Source organism: Mucilaginibacter sp. dw_454 (assembly GCF_018449775.1).
Lineage (GTDB): Bacteria > Bacteroidota > Bacteroidia > Sphingobacteriales > Sphingobacteriaceae > Mucilaginibacter.
This window is the reverse complement of record NZ_JAAVVB010000004.1, coordinates 238,703-258,574: the sequence shown is the minus strand read 5'-3', so window position 1 is coordinate 258,574 and position 19,872 is coordinate 238,703. Positions and strand designations below refer to the sequence as shown.

The 19,872-nt window shown below is 42.7% G+C and carries 18 protein-coding genes; 12 read left to right on the top strand and 6 right to left on the bottom strand.

Annotated elements, in window-relative coordinates; all coding sequences use genetic code 11:
* Positions 1–8: 8 nt before the first annotated feature.
* Complete coding sequence (locus tag HB679_RS14525; protein WP_214072724.1) at positions 9–1,211, top strand: bifunctional 3,4-dihydroxy-2-butanone-4-phosphate synthase/GTP cyclohydrolase II; 1,203 nt, start codon at positions 9–11, stop codon at positions 1,209–1,211.
* Here the strand turns inward: HB679_RS14525 and HB679_RS14520 are convergent.
* Positions 1,208–5,701 carry a translocation/assembly module TamB domain-containing protein gene (locus HB679_RS14520; RefSeq protein WP_214072723.1) on the bottom strand — a complete coding sequence of 1,498 codons (4,494 nt, stop codon included), beginning with the start codon at positions 5,699–5,701 and terminating at the stop codon, positions 1,208–1,210. The genes HB679_RS14525 and HB679_RS14520 overlap by 4 nt on opposite strands.
* Positions 5,702–5,926: 225 nt before the next feature.
* Between HB679_RS14520 and tsaD the strand changes: the two genes are divergently transcribed.
* Together tsaD and HB679_RS14510 are read left to right on the top strand one after the other, a co-directional pair.
* A complete protein-coding gene (tsaD, locus tag HB679_RS14515; protein ID WP_214072722.1) occupies positions 5,927–6,928 on the top strand; it encodes a tRNA (adenosine(37)-N6)-threonylcarbamoyltransferase complex transferase subunit TsaD in 1,002 nt (333 codons plus the stop codon).
* Positions 6,929–7,065: 137 nt separating this feature from the next.
* Positions 7,066–7,269: a hypothetical protein gene (locus tag HB679_RS14510; protein WP_214072721.1), complete on the top strand. Its 204-nt coding sequence runs from the start codon at positions 7,066–7,068 to the stop codon at positions 7,267–7,269.
* Here the strand turns inward: HB679_RS14510 and HB679_RS14505 are convergent.
* Positions 7,241–7,873 carry a polysaccharide deacetylase family protein gene (locus HB679_RS14505; RefSeq protein ID WP_214072720.1) on the bottom strand — a complete coding sequence of 211 codons (633 nt, stop codon included), beginning with the start codon at positions 7,871–7,873 and terminating at the stop codon, positions 7,241–7,243. The genes HB679_RS14510 and HB679_RS14505 overlap by 29 nt on opposite strands.
* 156 nt (positions 7,874–8,029) lie before the next feature.
* On the opposite strand from HB679_RS14505, the gene HB679_RS14500 reads away from it, so the two are divergent.
* From HB679_RS14500 to HB679_RS14485, 4 genes are all read left to right on the top strand, one after another.
* Positions 8,030–9,409: a TolC family protein gene (locus HB679_RS14500; protein WP_214072719.1), complete on the top strand. Its 1,380-nt coding sequence runs from the start codon at positions 8,030–8,032 to the stop codon at positions 9,407–9,409.
* A 19-nt stretch (positions 9,410–9,428) separates the two neighbouring features.
* A complete protein-coding gene (locus tag HB679_RS14495; RefSeq protein ID WP_214072718.1) occupies positions 9,429–10,763 on the top strand; it encodes an efflux RND transporter periplasmic adaptor subunit in 1,335 nt (444 codons plus the stop codon).
* Between the two features lie 103 nt (positions 10,764–10,866).
* On the top strand, positions 10,867–11,874 hold the full coding sequence (locus HB679_RS14490; protein WP_214072717.1) for an NAD(P)H-dependent glycerol-3-phosphate dehydrogenase: 1,008 nt from the start codon (positions 10,867–10,869) through the stop codon (positions 11,872–11,874).
* A 30-nt stretch (positions 11,875–11,904) separates the two neighbouring features.
* Complete coding sequence (locus HB679_RS14485; protein WP_214072716.1) at positions 11,905–13,119, top strand: TIGR03790 family protein; 1,215 nt, start codon at positions 11,905–11,907, stop codon at positions 13,117–13,119.
* Here HB679_RS14485 and HB679_RS14480 read toward each other — a convergent pair whose 3' ends face one another.
* Positions 13,120–13,641 (bottom strand): hypothetical protein, encoded by a 522-nt coding sequence (locus HB679_RS14480; RefSeq protein ID WP_214072715.1) that lies wholly within the window; start codon positions 13,639–13,641, stop codon positions 13,120–13,122. It lies immediately after the preceding gene.
* A gap of 97 nt (positions 13,642–13,738) precedes the next feature.
* Between HB679_RS14480 and HB679_RS14475 the strand changes: the two genes are divergently transcribed.
* Positions 13,739–14,050, top strand: a complete 312-nt coding sequence (locus tag HB679_RS14475; protein ID WP_214072714.1) for a hypothetical protein — start codon at positions 13,739–13,741, stop codon at positions 14,048–14,050.
* A gap of 478 nt (positions 14,051–14,528) precedes the next feature.
* Here HB679_RS14475 and HB679_RS14470 read toward each other — a convergent pair whose 3' ends face one another.
* Complete coding sequence (locus HB679_RS14470) at positions 14,529–16,379, bottom strand: DEAD/DEAH box helicase (protein ID WP_214072713.1); 1,851 nt, start codon at positions 16,377–16,379, stop codon at positions 14,529–14,531.
* A 168-nt stretch (positions 16,380–16,547) separates the two neighbouring features.
* Between HB679_RS14470 and HB679_RS14465 the strand changes: the two genes are divergently transcribed.
* The gene (locus HB679_RS14465) at positions 16,548–16,799 is read left to right on the top strand and encodes a hypothetical protein (RefSeq protein ID WP_214072712.1); all 252 of its coding nucleotides are present in this window, start codon (positions 16,548–16,550) and stop codon (positions 16,797–16,799) included.
* Positions 16,792–17,088 carry a type II toxin-antitoxin system RelE/ParE family toxin gene (locus tag HB679_RS14460; RefSeq protein WP_214072711.1) on the top strand — a complete coding sequence of 99 codons (297 nt, stop codon included), beginning with the start codon at positions 16,792–16,794 and terminating at the stop codon, positions 17,086–17,088. Before HB679_RS14465 ends, HB679_RS14460 begins: the two co-directional genes overlap by 8 nt.
* A gap of 7 nt (positions 17,089–17,095) precedes the next feature.
* Here HB679_RS14460 and lspA read toward each other — a convergent pair whose 3' ends face one another.
* Together lspA and HB679_RS14450 are read right to left on the bottom strand one after the other, a co-directional pair.
* Complete coding sequence (gene lspA / locus HB679_RS14455; protein ID WP_214072710.1) at positions 17,096–17,611, bottom strand: signal peptidase II; 516 nt, start codon at positions 17,609–17,611, stop codon at positions 17,096–17,098.
* A gap of 4 nt (positions 17,612–17,615) precedes the next feature.
* Entirely contained in the window at positions 17,616–18,083 is a 468-nt protein-coding gene (locus HB679_RS14450; protein WP_214072709.1) for a DUF4293 domain-containing protein, read from the bottom strand.
* A gap of 118 nt (positions 18,084–18,201) precedes the next feature.
* On the opposite strand from HB679_RS14450, the gene HB679_RS14445 reads away from it, so the two are divergent.
* Both HB679_RS14445 and truA read left to right on the top strand, forming a co-directional pair.
* A complete protein-coding gene (locus HB679_RS14445; protein WP_214072708.1) occupies positions 18,202–18,720 on the top strand; it encodes a DUF892 family protein in 519 nt (172 codons plus the stop codon).
* A gap of 305 nt (positions 18,721–19,025) precedes the next feature.
* Complete coding sequence (gene truA, locus HB679_RS14440) at positions 19,026–19,817, top strand: tRNA pseudouridine(38-40) synthase TruA (protein WP_214072707.1); 792 nt, start codon at positions 19,026–19,028, stop codon at positions 19,815–19,817.
* Positions 19,818–19,872: the final 55 nt, after the last annotated feature.

Below are 19,872 nucleotides of genomic sequence, written 5' to 3'. Positions count from 1 at the left end.
TTTAAAAGATGCTAAACACTATACCTGAAGCTATTGAAGCTATAAAAAACGGGAAAATAATAATTGTGGTTGATGATGAGGACAGGGAGAATGAGGGTGATTTTTTAGTTGCTGCCCATTATGCTACGCCAGAGGTTATCAATTTTATGGTACACCACGGCCGTGGACTGGTTTGCGCGCCCATAACACAGCAACGCGCTACCGAGCTGGAGTTGGAGCCAATGGTGAGCAATAACACGACATCGCATGAGACTAATTTTACGGTTTCTGTTGATTTACTGGAAGGTTGTACTACAGGTATCTCGGCTACAGACCGTTCAAAAACGGTATTGGCTTTGATTGATCCGGCTACTAAACCAGAAGATCTTGGCCGCCCGGGACATATTTTCCCGCTGATTGCCAAGAACGGCGGTGTATTACGCAGGGCCGGGCATACCGAGGCTACTATTGACCTGGCTGTATTGGCCGGTCTGGAACCCGCCGGCGTGATCTGCGAGATCATGACCCAGGATGGCGACATGGCGCGTTTACCTGAACTGCTGCAAATAGCTAAAGATTTTGATTTAAAGATAGTGTCGATAAAAGATCTGATTGCTTACCGCTTAGATACCGAGACACTTGTTCAAAAAGAAGTGTCAGTGAGATTACCTACAGAGTGGGGCGACTTTGAAATGATTGCTTATACGCAGGTTAATACCGGCGAAAACCATATGGCATTAGTTAAAGGCACCTGGGAGCCTGACGAGCCGATATTGGTGCGGGTACACAGTTCATGTGTTACCGGGGATATTTTTGGCTCTTGCCGTTGCGATTGCGGCCCACAGCTGCATAAAGCTATGGAGATGATTCAGAAAGAGGGCAAAGGCGTAATTATATACATGAACCAGGAAGGCCGGGGCATTGGGCTTGTAAATAAACTAAAAGCCTATAATCTGCAGGACAATGGCTTTGATACCGTGGAAGCTAACATCCAATTAGGCTTTAAAATGGATCAGCGCGATTATGGTATAGGTGCCCAGATTTTGCGAAGCGTAGGTGTAACCAAAATGCGTTTGATGAGCAATAACCCTAAGAAACGTGCAGGCTTAATTGGCTACGGTTTAGAAGTGGTAGAGAATATCCCTATCGAGATAGCAGCTAATCCGCATAACGAGGCTTATTTAAGAACCAAGCGCGACAAGATGGATCACACCATTATGCGTAATCACTAATTTTCTTCTTCCTCGTCTTTTTTAGCAGGCTGTACCGTTGTTGGGGGTGGAGGTGGTGTGTTGCTGCCGTTTGATATCGGTGTGACAGTTGGTATTGCCGCCGCCGGTGTCGATTTTTTAGAGCCAGAGCCGCGACGAGTGAAGATATATTTTAAAAACTCGCCAAACGTATCAAAATCATGTTGATAAACCAGGCCGACACCGTTTACATATTCTACGGTATTTAAATCAATCACATTTAAATTACTGTTTAATACGCGGTAAGAGTAACGGCCGCTCAGCGAGCCGTCTTTCCTGATCAGGTATGATGCCTGGAAATCTTTAGTAAGCGTGTTGAAGTTTGAGTTTAACAGTGTGCTGTTGATGGACAGTGAGTTACTGCCCGTGGTATTAAATAAGCTTCCGTCAAGAATAATACGCTCATGCGCCAGCTTTAACGATGCGCTCACATCATTAAATGACCTAATAGTTAAATCGAGATTTTTGACAGCATTTGATTGCGCAATGAGGTTACTTAGCTTATTGAAAGCAAACTCATAGGCAGCGTTTTGCGCGGTACCTAACACCTGGTTAGTTAAGTTGTTGCTACCAGCGCCCGAAGCAAAACTGCGGGTAACAATAACACTTAGCGCCTGCCGGTTACGGTTGTTGTTATCCGATAAATAGGTGGCCAAATCGTCCTTAATTGATGGGTCTGTCGGGAAATTAAAGTCGAAGCTAATATCCGGTTGGATCAGGGAGTTAGTAATTAATAACTCGGCTTGCACCAGTTCTGTTGTAGAGCCTTTAGGGCTCGGAAAACCAGCAGCATCATATAATGGTTTGGTATCCGTCCTGACCTCGTAAATAGCGCTTAGATTGATCTGGGCATTGCTTGGGTTGCCCGTCCACCGGATGGTACCACCCTGGTTTATGGTAAAGTTTTTACTGATAAAGTTTTTCGCCGTAAAATCGAATTTACCCGTGGTGATAGTATACTCGCCAAACATGTCAAAATCGCCCAGGCTGTTAATGCGCAAGCTTAGATTTCTTGATTGCCCGTTGCCCTGAATTACACCGTAATCGGTAGTTATTTTAACTGTGCTTTTTTCATCAACATTCAAGTTCAAATTCAAGGTAACACCGTTAAAAGCTTTGGTATGATCTATTTTGGTTACGGCCGTATCCTTATGGCTAACAAAATTAATGAAGTCATAATCGCTCACGGTTGTTGAGGTATTAAGCGGGATGTTAAACACCGTACCTGCCTGTGTAGAAGCGTTGATATTGATATTCATGTTATCAATAGGCCCAACAAAACTAAAATCGCCGGTAGCAAAGGCAGTACCAAAATACAGGTGATTATCTTTAAACGTAGTGTTTAAGGCCATTAGGCTTTTAGTATTTAAGGCGACGTCGATAGTAGGGTTCGACAAGTTATTTAGATCAACCTTGCCATTGGCGGTACCTGTACCGCCTCTGCTGTCCTTCAAGACCATGTTATTGATGTTGATCACGCTGTTTTCTACATTAAGCTTAGTGCTTACTGTGTAGGGCGTTTGCAGATAATTTACCGTAACACCGGTATTATCTAAGGCAAGATCGCCGTTTAGTTGGGGTTTAGACAGCGAGCCGGTGAGCTTGAGGTTAGTTGATACCGTACCTTTCAAATCGGATACGAGATCTTTAACAAAGGGCTCAAAAATAATGGCCTCGGTTTGGGTCATTTTTACATCAAAGTCCAGTTTGTCTTCGGTGCCTTTGCCCAGGTAATAGGCGCCGCCAATATTTAATGTTTCCAAACCGCGATTTAGGATATTTACGTTCACGTTGGCGCGGCTGCGTTCGTTATCCAGGTTTGATACCACTTTAATGTTACCCACCAGCGTGTTGTTCATCTTAAATGTGTCAATATTCAAATGCGCATCAACACCCGGCGACTTCAATATCGAACTTAAAACTACATCGCCATCCATCGTGCCGTGCAATTGAATAGCTGCGGATTTGGTGAGTTCGTTAAGTGTGGACATGCTGAATTTACTGAAGGATACCTTTAACTGGTCTGCCGCGTTATCAGAAATAAAGCCATTGATACGTGCTACCTGATCGCCGTTTGAAAGCTCAAAGCCCGAAATTTGTGTCTTACCATCCAGCAAACGAATGCGTACCTGTTCCTGCAAGCGCCATGTTTGATGCTCAATGATAACGTCTGATGGCAGCAGTTTAAGCTTGGCTGTAGTGTCGCGCCCAAACTCAACCAGGCCGTAAAGGTCTAACTGGTTGGTGGCATCTTTGTCTGCCAACTTAACGTTGAATTTTAAGCTGTCGTTATTTACAAAATTGGTAATGTCGATATTCTTGATGAACAGGTCCTTGCTCAAATCAATCCGCTTTAACGAAACGTTTAGGCTCAGGTTGTCGTCGCTGGTACTCTCGTCCAAAATGAAATCATGGAAAAGAATCTTTTTATAGTCGATGGTTTTTATATAACCGTTGATGGTTGCCGTCTTATCTGCCGAATTAAACTTTCCTATAAAATTACCCTGGTCGGGTATTTTTAAATCGGGCAGAAAAATAGCAGTCAGCGGGTCCAGGTTCTTGATTTGCACACTCAGTTCAAAGTTTTGAGGCTTCGGTGTTACAATATCTGTTTGTAAAGAAGGAATATATTTTTTGGCGATGGTCTTGAAATATGAAGGCAGGGTAGCCAGGTCATAACTGCCTTTAATGCTGCCATCCAAAGCGTCAGAGCGTAAAGCAATGATTCTTGAATCGCCCTTGCCGCTGGCCGAGAAATAGACCGAATCTAACAGGTAATTATTACGCGGATCAATGATCCGGATAGGTGATAGTAGTACCTTGCCTTCAAAATTCTTTAGATTGCTGCCAGAAAACGTAGTATTCAGTTGTGCGCTGATAGTGATAGTATCGCCCAGTAATTTCAATTGATGCAGATTGGCATCATGCACGTTAGCAACAACACTGTAAACCGGTAGCGTTGGGTTTAAATCGACACTGCCATTGCCGTCAAACTTAATGTTTTTGTCGTTGATGCTTAGTTTAGCGGTGATCTTTTTGCCGGCAAAATTTCCGTTTACAGCAATGTTTTGGTAGTTATAACCTTTCAGATCAAAGTAATTTACATTGGCGCTAATGTTGGCGTTCAAGTTCTTCAATGCGTCGCCGCTGCCGTTAATGTTGGCTTTAAAGGTGGTACGGCCAAAAGTATTGTCGTCCAGTAACCCGGCTAAATTAAAATTGTAAGCGCTAATGGTACCACCATAGCTTGGTGTCCCGGCTTTATTCATTTTTAGTTTGATATCCGGATCGAAACGCCCCAGCTGGGTTTTAAATGTGCCTGCCACCGCAAAATTACTTTGTAAACCTTTAAACTTACCGGTAAAATTAATGTTGCCAAATTTTCCAAGCAACGCCGGCGCGGCAGCTTTAGGCGCCCCGGTGAAATGGCCATATAAAAAATCGAGATCCTTTTTATTGGTGGCCAATTGGTCAAACTTTAAGTCGAGGTAAGTATGGTCCCAATCCGGTAATCCTTTTAAGCTAAAATCACCCTTAATAAAAGTAGCCTGCCCGGCGGTTATGGTTAAATTATTGGCTTTTAGATTATTTACAATGCCCTGTATGCGGCCGTTTACACCCAGCTCAAAACTGATTTTTTCCAGTCCGCTGGTAAAGTAGGCGATGTCGGTAGATGAGATATGCGATTCACTAAAATGCCCGTCCATATCTACCTTGCTGGTAAAATCGCTAAAGTCTTTAAACGACTTAAAGCTCATATTCAGATAATTGCGGATCAATGAGTGCGGTGTTTGGAGGAACAGATGTTTAGCCAATATCCGGTTGCTGTCTACCGTGGTTAGTGCTGTGAAATTTTTGAGGTAAAAGCCGCCTTTTTCCCTTAATGTTAAGCGTCGAACATCGCCCATAAAAAGGTGATTTTTAAGGTCCATGTTGTTTACCGTCACACTAAAATTGCGCACGTCCAGGTCGTCAAAGTTTATGCCGTTAACAATTTCATGCTTGCGCAGATCTTTATATCTGAAATGGAAGTTATTAACTACCGTTTTCTCAAAAATCATAGTCCAGGGTTTACCGGGGGCGGTTTTGGTGGTATCTTTTGATTTCAGATGGTCGAGAATAAACTGTAGGTTGGTGTTGCCGTCGATTTGATTTTTTAAATAAGCCGAGCCATTGTCCAATTGGATCAAGCTAAAGTCAAGTTTGCGATCACTGATGCTGTGAAAAAGCGAGAAGCCATTCAAATCAACAGTTAGCTTTGGTGTACGCACCAGCGTGTCGCGGCTTTTATCTAAAACATAAAAATCTTCTAAAACTACTGCCGTGAAAGGTTTGATATACAGGCTCTTGATATTGACCTCGGTACCCAGCTTTTTAGAAAGATAAGCCGTAGCTTTTTTTGCCGCCCAGGTTTGTACAGGTTTATATTGAAACAACAATACCAATACGCTCGCCAACAACAGCAGGAACAATACCAGGCTAAGCGCTATTTTTAGTACTTTTTTAATAACTTCGCAGTTTAGTTATTGGATTATGATTTGTCGACTCAACCTTGTGTCTGTCGGCTAAAACCAATAATCCAATAGAATAGTTTTTATTAATAAAATTTTGAGCTTGTTGGATGATTTAATTATAGGTTGGTTTAATACCCAATTTAATCACTCATTCACTCATTCACTCATTCACTCATTATACAAGTGCCCGTAATATTAGCCATCGAATCTTCATGTGATGATACCTCTGCATCAGTTTGTGTTGACGGAAAAGTATTGAGCAATGTTATTGCCAATCAATCCATCCACGAAGCTTATGGTGGCGTGGTCCCTGAGCTTGCCTCAAGGGTGCATCAACAGAATATTGTTCCGGCTGTGCAACAGGCCCTCGCGAAGGCAAAAGTAAGCAAAAATGCCGTGGATGCGGTAGCTTTTACACGCGGCCCCGGACTTTTAGGTTCTTTATTAGTAGGTGTATCATTTGCCAAGGCTTTTGCACTGGCCAGAAACATTCCGCTTATTGAGGTTAACCACATGCAGGCACACGTTTTGGCTCATTTTATTGGCGATAATAAGCCCTCATTCCCATTTTTGTGCCTGACGGTATCTGGTGGTCATACCCAGATTGTTTTGGTAAAGGATTACTTTGATATGGAAGTGGTTGGCCAGACTTTAGACGATGCGGCGGGTGAAGCGATGGACAAAACCAGCAAAATATTGGGCCTCCCTTATCCCGGCGGGCCGCTGATTGATAAGAATGCGCGTCTGGGTAATCCTGCTGCTTATAAATTCCCTGAGCCACAGATCCCGGGTCTTGATTTTAGCTTTAGCGGATTAAAAACATCGATATTGTATTTTATCCGTGATAACGTAGCGCAGAACCCTGATTTTATTGCGGAGAACATTAATGATATTTGCGCTTCGGTTGAGCATCGCATTGTGACCATCCTACTTAATAAATTGAAAAAGGCCGCTGAACATTATGGTGTGAAAGATATTGCACTGGCAGGTGGCGTATCGGCAAATACAGGTTTACGGTTAGGCACCAAAGCCATGTGCGATAAGTACGGCTGGAACTGTTTTATACCCGAAATGCAATATTGTACAGACAATGCCGGTATGATAGCCATTGCCGGTTATCACAAATATTTAAAAGGCGAGTTTGCGCCGCAAAGCGTAGCGCCGCTGGCAAGGATGCCGATGTAAAACAGCCCCACCCAAACCCTCCCCGGTAAGGAGGGCTTAAAAAAAGCCTTTTAATAAAGTCTCTCCGCCACATGGCGGAGGAGATTTAGAGGGGGCTAAAGAGAAATGATAAAAACGTAAAAAAAAAAGACCAACATATGAGTGCACCCTCACTAATTTTCTGGATAATATTTGTAGTCCCAATGGTGGCTTTTTTAATTTGGGTGATGCGCCAGGATAAACGCAAAGGCTGGATAGGATTAATTGTGCTGGCTGCACTGGTAATTGGCGCTGTTGTTTATACCATTGTAAAAAACGACGGCAAGCAAGATCCTAATGTTGTTCAGCAGCCAGGGCACTAAAGGTATAGCCCTGTTTACTCCAATATTCCATTGCTTTAGGTAAAGCATATTCTAACCGGTCAAAGGCTTTAAGGCTGTCATGAAACAGCACAATGTCGCCACCTTCGGTATTATTGGTTACGTTTTTGAGACATTCCTCTGGTTTTACCGAGGGGTCAAAATCGGCGCTCAAAACATTCCACATCACTACTTTTAAGTCGGGTTTAGCCTTTTTCAACAGGGCCGTTTGCGACCGCTTAATTCGTCCATGTGGCGGCCTGAAAAGTTTGCTGTCAATAACTTCATCGGCCAGCAAAAAATTATCCAGGTAAGTCCAGTCGTCCGTATCCCAACCTTTTAAATGATTATACGTATGATTGCCTATAGCGTGTCCATCGGCCTTTACCTGTTCAAATATTTCAGGATGCTTGCGCACGTTATCACCTATACAAAAAAAAGTAGCCTTGGCATTGTATTGCTTTAAAATATTTAATACGAATGGTGTAACAATGGGTATGGGTCCATCGTCAAACGTCAAATAAATGACACGGTCGGCACGGCCTGTATCCCAGGTTAATAGGGGATACAGCTTTTTAAGAAGCCAGGGTGTTTTTACCAGGTACATTTATTGTTAGTTAATTGATGATAGATTTTAGGGACTGGATAATCAGGAAACCAAATCTAATATCTAATACCTACATCTCAAACTATTGTACGGATAAAGTTTATGATAAAAGATATTTTAGGACGAATAAGTATGTGTTGCCTGTTGTTTTTGGCAATGAGTAGCCTGAAAGCAAATGCCCAGGAAAAAATCACCCTGCAAATTGCGGTCGACCGTACGATAGCCAATAACCTTACCATTAAGCAGGCGCAAGTTAACGAGCAGTTGGGTATTGCCGATTATCAGCAGGCAAAAAATAACATGCTGCCAAGCTTAAACGCTACTACAAACGGCGGCTATAATTTTGGCCGCAGCCAGGTTGCGGGTGTGTTTAGTTATACCTCGTCAACTTCGTTAAACATCAATGGTAGCGCCCAGTTGGATTTTACACTTTATCAAGGCGGGCAACTGCGTAACCAGATTATCCAGAATAAACTATTGCTGGATGTTGATAAGGGCCAAACTTCAAAAATCAAGAACGACCTGATCCTGAATGTAGTTACAGATTACCTGCAGATATTGACCAACCAGGACCTGGTTACTGCGGCAAAACAGCAAATAGATTTAGCCAATCAAACTTTAGAAAAATCAAACATCAGCTTTAAGGTAGGCAACCAAACCCTGGCCGATCTATCGCAGGCAAAAGCGCAGGTATCAACCGCTACGTTAAATTTAACAACAGCACAGAACCAGTTGGATCTCTCTATCCTGATATTGAAACAATATATGGAGATGGACCCATACGCGCCGATCACCATCGAGCGCCCGGACGTAAGCAAACTAAACGATGTTAAAACAGCCTATGACCCTAACGATGTTGTAAAAACCGCACTAACCGTTAACCCCGATGTATTACTGGCTGAGCTACAACAAAAAACATATGAGCAGGCTATCTCGATAGCCAAAGGTTATTACTATCCAACTGTCACCTTATTTGGCGGCGCCTCATCAAGTTATTCAAATCAACTAACTACACACGTAGTAGGCGAGAACGATATCGCCCAACTAATCGGTATTGTGCAGGCCACAAGCCAGGCGGTGGTTGTTCCTAATTCTCCTGTTTATGCACCATACTCGGCCTTTAACCAGATCAGGGATAACTTTAACCAGAGCATTGGTTTGAATATCCAAATCCCGATCTTTAATAAATTTAATACCCGCACCGGTGTGCGTAAGGCTCAATTAAATTATCAGAACGCGCAGCTAAATACGCAGATCTCTAAAAATAATTTAAGTAAAACTATTATACAGGCCGTTTTAGATCTGTCGGCTGCCGAGAAACAATATCAATCGGCACAACAAACTTATGCAGCTAACAAAGACGCGCTGAATGTTACCAAGCAACGTTATGATGTGGGCCTGGTAAACTCGTTAGATTATAACACCGCGGTTACCAACTTTAATAAATCAGAAAATGATATGATCGAGGCCCGGTACGCTGTTATTTTCAGAAGCAAAATTATTGATTACTACCTGGGTAAAACCATCACACTTTAATATACCAAATCAATCCATCATGGGAAAGACTACTAAATATATCCTTATAGCCGTGGGCGCCTTAGTTGTACTGCTTTTAATTGGCAAGGTGACTGGCATTATCGGCAAATCAGACAATACACAGGTGGCTACAGAAAAAGCTGACGTACGCGAGATTAACGAAACCGTATCGGCCAGTGGCAAGATCAAACCGCATGTTGAAGTTAAAATCAGCCCTGAAGTATCGGGCGAGGTGGTGGAACTGCCTATTAAAGAAGGCGACGTGGTGAAGAAGGGCCAGTTGATCTGTAAGATCCGTCCGGACGTGTTGCAATCTGGTTATGACCGCGCTGTTGCATCGTATAACACGCAAAAAGCCAGTGTAGGTAACTCTGCGCAAATGCTAAAACAAGCCGAAGCTACTTTTAACAACCAGGCATCGACCTATAAAAGAAGTAAGGAGCTGTTTGATAACAAAGTGTTAACCGCTTCTGAATTTGATAACGCCAAAGCCAGTTATGAAAATGCCAAGGCTGGTTTAGAAGCCGCTAAACAGAATGTAATTGGTTCGCGTTATGGTTTGGCGCAATCGTCGGCATCAGTTAAGGAGGCGCAGGATAATTTGTATAAAACTACTATCTATTCGCCGGTTGATGGGGTAGTGTCTAAACTTTCGATAGAAAAGGGCGAGCGCGTTTTGGGTACTGCCCAGTTTGCCGGTACCGAGATTATGACCATATCTGACCTGAGCCAAATGGATGTAAATGTTGACGTGAACGAAAACGACATTAACCGCATTGTACTTGGCGACTCATCAAAAATTGAGGTGGATGCCTTTTTAGGCAAGAAATTTAATGGCGTGGTGACAGAGATTGGTAGTTCGGCCAATGTGGTGGGTACTACTGCCGACCAGGTGACTAATTTTACTGTTAAGGTGCGCATCGACCCAAAATCGTACGTAGCGCTGCTGAATAAAACCGCTGCTAACCCGTCGCCATTTCGCCCGGGATTGACAGCTACGGTTGATATCAAAACCAATAATTCAAAAGGTTTAGCGGTGCCTATCCAGGCCGTAACAACCCGCGACGAAAAGAAAAATACCACCGGGACAAAAAAAGATGATAGCAATACAAAAACTGCAAGCACTGCACCAGCCAAAGAATACGTTTTTGTATACAATGCTGGTAAAGTAAAACAGGTGGAGGTTACCACCGGCATACAGGATGATATGTATATCCGCATACTAACCGGTCTTAAGGCCGGCGACGAAGTAGTAGCTGCCCCATACCCCGCCATATCTAAAACATTAAAAGATGGTTCGCTGGTTGATAAGGTAGATAAGTCGAAGTTATTCGACGCCAAAGATGGTAAGTAAACTCATTGTTAAAATAAAAGAAAGGCCAGCCGTTGTGTTGGCCTTTTCTTTTTAGTTTAATTTCTAACTTTGTTGTTGCCGGATATGCCCGGCCGTACTATTAATGCAGAATAAAAACAACAAAATACTAGTTGTTGGCGGGGGTAGCTGGGCTACGGCCAATATCAAAATGCTGACGGATAACCCGGTCGAAAAAGAGATTTTTTGGTGGATGCGCAACGAACAAGCAGTTGAACACGTGCATAAATTTGGCCATAACCCCAATTATTTAAGTTCGGTTGAGATTAAGGTTCCTGCCGAAAATATTTCGAATAACCTGAAAGTATTGGTAGCTAAAGCTGATGTGATCTTACTAAACGTACCTGCTGCGTTTTTAAAAGAAGCGCTGATAGATATTACCATTGATGATTTTAAAGGCAAAAAGATAGTGTCTGCCATAAAAGGCATAGTGCCCGATGAGAACCTGATCATCGGCGAATTTATGCATAAAAAGTATGAGATCTCTTTCGATAATTTTATAGTGATTAGCGGCCCATGCCATGCCGAAGAGGTTGCTTTGGAAAAACTATCTTACCTCACCATTGCCTCCGGCGACCCGGACTTGGCAGCTTGCTTTGCCGGGATGCTGAGCACACGTTATATTAAAACCATCGTGTCTGACGATATATATGGTACCGAATACGCTGCTGTATTGAAAAATATTTACGCTATAGCCGGCGGTATTTGCCATGGTGTTGGTTATGGCGATAATTTCCAGGCGGTATTAATATCAAACGCTATCCGCGAGCTGATGCGCTTTGTAGATGCCGTACACCCCATTACCCGCGACATTAAAGAATCTGCCTACCTGGGCGATTTACTGGTAACAGCTTATTCGCAGTTTAGCCGTAACCGTACTTTTGGTAATATGATAGGCAAGGGCTATACCGTAACCTCGGCCCAGTTAGAGATGAATATGATTGCCGAAGGCTATTACGCCGTAAATTGTCTGCATGAGGTTAATAAGCAATACAAAGTGAATATGCCGATTGTCGAGGCGGTATATGCTATATTATATGAAAAGCGCTCGCCGGCTTTTGAGATGAAGAAGCTGGCAGAGCAGTTGAATTAAGCTTTAGCTATATATACCGGCAGATACGTTATGAAAAAATTTACTCTTTCCCTCTGTGGCGTATTTTTGTGCTTTATTAGTGCAGCTCTTGCTCAAAGCACCAAGCTAACAAATAGGGTGCTGGTGGTTAAAAATATCAACAGCCCTGTTTCTGTAGCGGTAGCCGACGATTATATGAGCCGCCGCCATGTCACCAATTTTTTAAATATCACCTGCCCGGATGGTGCTGTTAACCATGACGCGGAAACCATTGATTATCCCAGTTACGTCATTAGTATCGAAAAGCCTTTACTGGCCTACCTCAAAACGCATACGAAGATTGATTTCATTGTTTTTACAAAAGGGGTTCCTATCCGTTTACGTAATACACCGGGCAAGCCGTATGGCGGGGTCTGTTCATTAGATAGCCGCGTAGCTACGCTAGGCTATGATAAGAGTACCGCGTCAAGCATAATCAACGTGAGCGATCCAAGCTACGGGCCCACCTATGTTGGAACAGCCTGGGCCAACAAATTCTTCAACAGTCAAACCCGGTTTAGTCACGCTATATTTGGCGGTTACCTGGTAACGCGGTTGGACGGATATACACAGGCCGACGCTATGGCCGTTACTACCAGATCGTTAGAAGCCGAACGCAATGCCAAAAAAGAAATTTATAATAAAGGCCAGATCTTGCTTGATGCCTGTTCTGATTTCGGCTTCCCTAATAAAGCGACACAACCATACACCTTGGTGCCGACGAATTACACTCCCGGACAAACAATCAGCATCGTCAAAGAAAGTGTATACGGCGAATATAACTCAGACATGGGCGTTGCCTACCATTACCTTGCTTCAAAAAATATCCCGGTTTTGTATGATACTGTCGCCGATTTTGTTGGGGGGAAGAAAAATCTTGCAGGTTATATTTCCTGGGGGAGTAATGATACTCATTACAACGCCGCGGGTTACAATTCGCTGAGTTTTTCGCCGGGGGCGCTTGCTGAGACGGCGGTATCCACCAGCGCCCGGACCTTTTTGCCAACCAGCGGCGGGCAGTCGTTAATTGATGATCTGGTTGCGCAGGGCGTGACTGGTGTTAAAGGCTATACCGACGAACCGTTACTACAGGGAATAGCTTCGCCCAGTATATTATTTAACCGCTACACCCGTGGCTGGACATTAGCCGAGAGCTTTTATGCTGCATCGAGATTAGAAGGCTGGATGGGGATAGTAATAGGCGACCCGATTTGCAGGGCATACTAATTATTTTAAACCGAATGGTGTTGGAGGAGTAAGCACTACGCTAATAACCTTGGTATGAACCGACCCCGCCGGTGCCCGCAGGCGTGTGATTATACCTTCGAAAGAAACTGAAGTGTTTTTACTTACAAACTCGGCCTTTTCGTTGTCCAACCAGGTTAAACGGAAACAAACCGTGGATTTTAAAGCGCTCTCTAACGCCTCTAATTCTTCTATACTGAGTCCGGTATCCACAGAAGTAACAAATTCAATTTCTAATATTTTTCCTTCTGTTGATATCCAATAGGTTATGGAGTGCAGGTCTTTATTGTCCTCAAGCTCTTGCAGTCTCTCTAAACCAAAGGCTTGATTAAAAGCTTTAGCCACCGCGTCAAATTCAAAAGGATCATCGAATTTATACTTTACGGTTTTTGGGTGAGCATAGGTTAGAATATTTGCAGTATTCAATACCCACAAATTGTTGTACTCGTCTGCACGGGTTTGATAAGATGAATGTTGGGCTTTGATAATAGTATTAACTTCCATGCAATTGTTTTAACAGGTGGTTTTACATAAATATAATATTTTTGAAATAAAAGTGGCAGCAAAATTGCATAGCTTCGGGTATACAAAAAACAATATCATGAAAAACTCACTTAAAATATCACTAGTAGCCGCAGCTATGTTTACTGCAAGCCAAACATTTGCACAAGAACATCATGAACCCGTAACCAAAAAAGTAGGTCACGCTGCTGTAGTTGTAGGCCATAAAACATCTGAAGTTGCTGTTAAAGGCACTGTTGCCGTTACCGGTAAAAGATATTCAAACCATTGGGCGCCAGGTGGCGAATTGGTTTATATTGACAAACATTCTCGTTATTATTATGTAGATAAAGCTGGTCATTATCAGTATCTTAAAAAATCTCAATTAAGAACTAAACCTTACAAACACTAAAAGGTCAAAGCGTTAAACTAACATCTGCCGTGTTATGAAAACATACGCATTAATAGCAGTACATGTAGCAACCGCCATATTGTTGGCAAGCATGTCGTAGGTAAGAATTTGACTCAGGTCAAAAAAAGATCAAAAGCCGGTTTTCACAATTGTTTACCGGCTTTTGGTCTTTTTTTATGTCTGATTTTAAGGACGGTAATTAGTGGTTAGTTAAAGAGGATTATACAAAATACGAAAAACAACCCTCTTTCCCGCTTGCGGAAGAGAGGGTCGACGAGTGAAACGAAGTCGGGGTGAGTTCCCGGCGGGTAAAGCTTAATTATAATTATCCCCAAAAAACAAAAGCCCTTCCGATCAATCGAAAAGGCTCTGTTAACTAAAACTAAACTAAAACTTATTTTTTGAGTGATTAGCGTTTAGTGATCAGAGATAAGTTAAATCACTCCAACTAATCTCTGACCTCTAATCACTGATCTCTTTAGAATCTGCGTTTGCGTTCCGGGCGATCTTCGCGGCGTTTGCCTGAAAAATCGCGGAAACCAGCGTTGCTTGGGTTGCCACCACCACGGTTGCCGCCATCTCTACGATCGCCGCCGCCACTACGGTTATAACCACCACCGCCTTCGCGGCGTTCGCCACCACGGTAGCCGCCTTCACGGCGCTCGCCACCGCCACTACGGGTAGTGCTGGTGCCTTCGCCAGATATTTCTATCCTTACTTCGCGGCCTTTAAAATCAACACCTTTAAAGTTGTTGATAACGGCTTCGGCTTCGGCGTTAGGTACTTCAAAGAAAGAGTAAACACCCTTAACATCAATTTTACCTACAGTGCGGCCACTTATTTTACCATTGTTGCAGATATAACCCAGCAAATCGCCACGGTTAAACTCATCAACAGAACCTAAGTTTATAAATAAACGGGTGTATTCAGATTTACCACCTTCGCCACGTGGAGCGCGTTCACCGCGTTCGCCACGCTCACGATCGTAACGGCCTTCTTCAACCGGCGCGTTCAAATCTGGTGCGTTTTTGTAATAATCTAAAAAGCGGTTAAACTCAATAGATGCAAAACGTTTGATAAAATCCTCTTTTGAAAGATCTTTATACTCTTCCATAATACGCGGCAGGTATTGTTCTATCTGCTGCTCATTAACCTCTACATCATGTATTTTATGAACGATAGAGAATAATTGTTTTTCGCAAACATCAAAACCTGTAGGTATCTCTGCTTTAACAAACTTTTTGCCTAAGCCGCGCTCAATCTGGCGTATTTTGCCTAACTCTTTAGCGTTGATGATAGAGATAGATACCCCTGTTTTACCGGCACGTGCAGTACGGCCGCTACGGTGGGTATAGTTCTCAACTTCGTCTGGCAATGAATAGTTAATAACGTGTGTTACGTCGTTAACGTCAATACCACGTGCAGCAACGTCTGTAGCAATTAACAACTGCAGGTTACGCTCGCGGTAGCGTTTCATTACTTTATCGCGTTGTTGTTGCGAAAGGTCACCATGTAAAGAATCGGCGTTATAACCGTCTTTCATTAATGACTCGGCAATATCCTGGGTTTCAATTTTAGTACGGCAAAATACAATACCAAAAATGTCAGGGTTAAAATCAACAATACGTTTAAAGGCGGCATACTTATCACGGGCACGTACTATGTAGTACTCGTGCTCAATATTAGCGTTGCCGGTGTTTTTAGTACCCATGGTAAGCTCAAACGGCTCATTCATGTACTTTTTAGCTATGCGGCGTACTTCGGCCGGCATAGTTGCAGAAAACAACCATGTTTTCTTAGTGTCTGGTGTGGTAGATAGGATACTGTCAATATCTTCCTGAAAGCCCATGTTGAGCATTTCATCAGCTTCATCCAATACTACAAATTTCACCTTTGTAAAATCAATAGCCTTACGGTTAATGATATCAAGCATACGGCCAGGTGTGGCAACGACAATTTGTACGCCGCGTCTTATCTGGCGTAATTGGTCAGAAATACTAGCTCCGCCATAAACAGCAACAACGTTAACGTTGCCCATTTTTTTGGAGTAATTATTAATGTCGTTAGTAATTTGCAAACAAAGTTCGCGTGTTGGGCATAAAACAAGCGCCTGTGGATAATTTTCTTCGAAATCCAACAGTTCTAATAATGGTAGGCCAAAGGCAGCAGTCTTACCGGTCCCGGTTTGGGCTAATCCGACAAAATCGTTGCTGCCTGTTAACAATACCGGGATTGACTGTTCCTGGATTGGTGTAGGGTTTTCGAACCCTAACTCAGAGATGGCATTAACAATATCTTCACGGATTCCCAGATTAATAAATGGGTTCATGATTTAAAATAACGGATTTGACTACATCGCCAAATCGGCCGCAAAGGTAGGGTTAATTATTGACAATTCAAACAGTTAGCGTAAAGGGTTTTGCATGGGTGTGATAATTGGGAGATATTTAACTATCAGCAAGATATTAGTATATTTGATTGTAGTAAAATTTATGTCATGACTGGAGCAGCAATAAAAATGGAATTGCATGATCGGATAGAGCATGCTGATGAAAAGCAGATCAAAGAATTGTACGGTTTGATGCTGAATTATTTTAATGGTCAGGATGATGATGAGGGATGGGGTACATTATCGCTATATCATCAAGAAAGATTAAAGCAAAGTATTAAAGAGGCCGATGCCGGTTTAGGTACCTCGGCAAACGAGATTATAAAACAATCACGAGAGAAATACGGGTTAAATGGCTAGGGAAGTCGTTTTAACTCCAACAGCAAAACTCGACTATTATAACGTTTTAGATTATTTGCTATTTGAATGGGGAGATATTGCTGCAGACAATTTCATTGACCGTTTTGAAAAAGTTATCTTGCTGTTAGCAACTGACACATCAATCTTCCAGTATTTTGATATCTCGCAAAAAATACAAAAATGCGTGTTGACAAGGCATAACGTATTATACTTCAGGGCAACTGACGAGCAGGTGTTAGTTTTAATGATTTTTGATACGCGACAAAATCCTGAAAAGTTAAACTTTTAAGTCAAAATTACTGAACCTTATCCGGCTTCAAAAATCTGTTATTAGTAGCCAGGTACACAATAAACAGCCCAATCACTCCCGCAGTAATACAAACATCGGCCACATTAAAAATACCGGTGCGCAGGCTGCCGATGCCTAAGTTCATAAAGTCGGTAACGTGGCGGTCATAAATAATACGGTCAATGATATTACCCAGCCCGCCGGCTATGATCATCGCGAAGCAAAATAATTTGAAATTGCTGAAGTCTTTCACCTGTCGCAGCACATAAACAAACAGCGCTATAATAACGCCCAATGGAATGATGCTTAATAACCAGAAACTATAAGGCTGCGGCAGGCTGTCGCCAAAGCTTAAAGCTGCCCCGGTGTTTTCTACATATTCAAACACAAAGGTGTCGTGAAAGTAAGATTTTGGGGCGCTGTACATCAGGTGTTCGCGGGCCAGCTGCTTGGTTATACGGTCAAGGCCTATAAATACAATACAGGTAAGACAAAATGTAAATACTTTTAGTCGAGTGCTCATGCGCTTATCTTAACCTGTCGGCAGATTTGACCAATTTTTCGTCTTTCTGTATGGCTTTCTGAGCCATCACAATAAGCAGCAGGCTTAACGACAGCAAAATAATGCCTATACCGTAGTTGCTCATGCTTAAATAAGCGCCCGCAATGGCATTTTTAACTACTTGCGATACCCAATAGCTGTAGCCAATAATAACCACCATTAAGCCATAACAAAGGTTAATTTGCTTGCGGCGTTCTTTGTAAAAGAAGATCACACTAATAGGCAGCAATGCTGCAAAGGCAGTGCCTATAATTAAAGGTAAAAACACTTGAGTATGCGTCGACTGGCCGTTTACATCCTGGTAAACACCGGTTACCATAATAGTTTGGGGCGCGCCATTTACATACACGCCGTGGATAAGCGGGAAAACAAATAATGCCGCTATTACCAGCCCGGCAGCTAAAAGATATATGGATTGTATGCGTTGTATCATTGCTTTAAATTTATGAGGCAAATATAATGTGGTTATTGATAAATTATTATAACCGGGGCACAATAATATAAACTGTGTTTTTTTTGTAAGTTTATTGCTTCTTAAACTATTGACTTAGATGGCTGATACCCCTGATACCCCGCTTAGCCCAAAAGATGTGAAACTGGATGATAACCACATTAAACGGATCTTCCTTGAGCACCTGAACAGCATTTATTTTGGCAAACAACACCTGCTTGATTTTTTCAACGAAATTGAAACCATAGCCTCATTGCAGCAATTAAAACTGGCTGTTGATGAGTTACGTACTGACACGCATAATCAAATAGCGTCTATGGATGAGATTTATGAAGCCATCAATGAAACACCGTCAAAGATTAGTGTACTGGGCATAAAAGGCATGACGCTGGAAGCATATTTATCGGTAATTAAAACCGGTAAGACGCCTTTAGAGCGCGATGTTTTTATTTTGTTTTACCTGCAGATCATTGAGGGTATTGAGATTACCTACTTTAAAGTGTTAAAAAACCTGGCAAAATCCGCCAGCTATAACCATACTTTCCTTGATCAGCCGTTTGATTTGGCCGTAGAGAATAAGTTTTTATTTGAGGCGATTTATAGGGAATATATAAGTTAGGTATAGATTGGATGGCGTAAGTGGTTTGGGCGGTTGTGCATAGATCTGTCCGCCGGGGGACTCACCCGGTCTTTGTTGCGCTCGACCACCCTCTCTTCGACTTCGGCGGAAAGAGGGTTATATTTTTTAATATCGAATAATGAATGTTGAATGTTGAATATCGAAGTACTTCAACATTCGATATTCAACATTCAACATTCGATATTTCCTTACCCTCTTTCCCGCTTGCGGAAGAGAGGGTCGATAAGCGAAGCGATGTCGGGGTGAGTCCTCCGCATGCTAGTTAAAATCACTAACTTTGCCTCGTGGCAAATCAACGCTATTTTATTGAACTTTCTTACGATGGTACCCGCTATCATGGCTGGCAGGCACAACCTAATGCCCTTGCCGTGCAGGAGGTTTTGGATAAGGCGCTATCGACGGTATTACGTACCGAAATTGAAACCGTAGGTTGCGGCCGCACGGATACCGGGGTTCATGCTAAGGAGTTTTTTGCACATTTTGATTTTGAAAAGTCCATAGACGATGGTCCATGGTCCATGGTTGAACGTGATAAGTCTATGGTCTATGGTCTATCGACGATGGACAAAACTGTTCGAAGTTTAAATAGCATCCTCCCGCACGATATCGCCATAAAAAATATTTTTTTGGTTGATGATGAAATGCATGCCCGCTTTAGCGCTACACTGCGATCATACCAATACCATATCCATTTTAATAAAGATCCCTTTAAACAAGGCTACTCCTGGTTGCTGCGCGAGGAGCCGGATATGGAGCTAATGAATGAAGCAGCAAAGATTGTTACAGAGTATACCGACTTTAGCTGTTTTAGTAAATCAAATACCCAGGCTAAAACCAACAACTGCAAAATAAGCCGCGCCGAATGGGTAAGGGTTGATGGCGGTATTGTATTTCATATTTCTGCGGATAGATTTTTGCGCAATATGGTACGTGCTATCGTAGGTACGCTGTTGATGGTGGGTAAAAAGGAAATTTCGCCGGAGGCTGTCCGGGGCATTATCACCAGTAAAAACCGTAGTAATGCGGGCACATCTGTTCCGGCGTGCGGATTGTATTTGACGGAGGTGAAATACTAAGCCCCCTAGCCCCTTAAGGGGGAACAATAGTTCAATTACATTTTATTTCGATTAT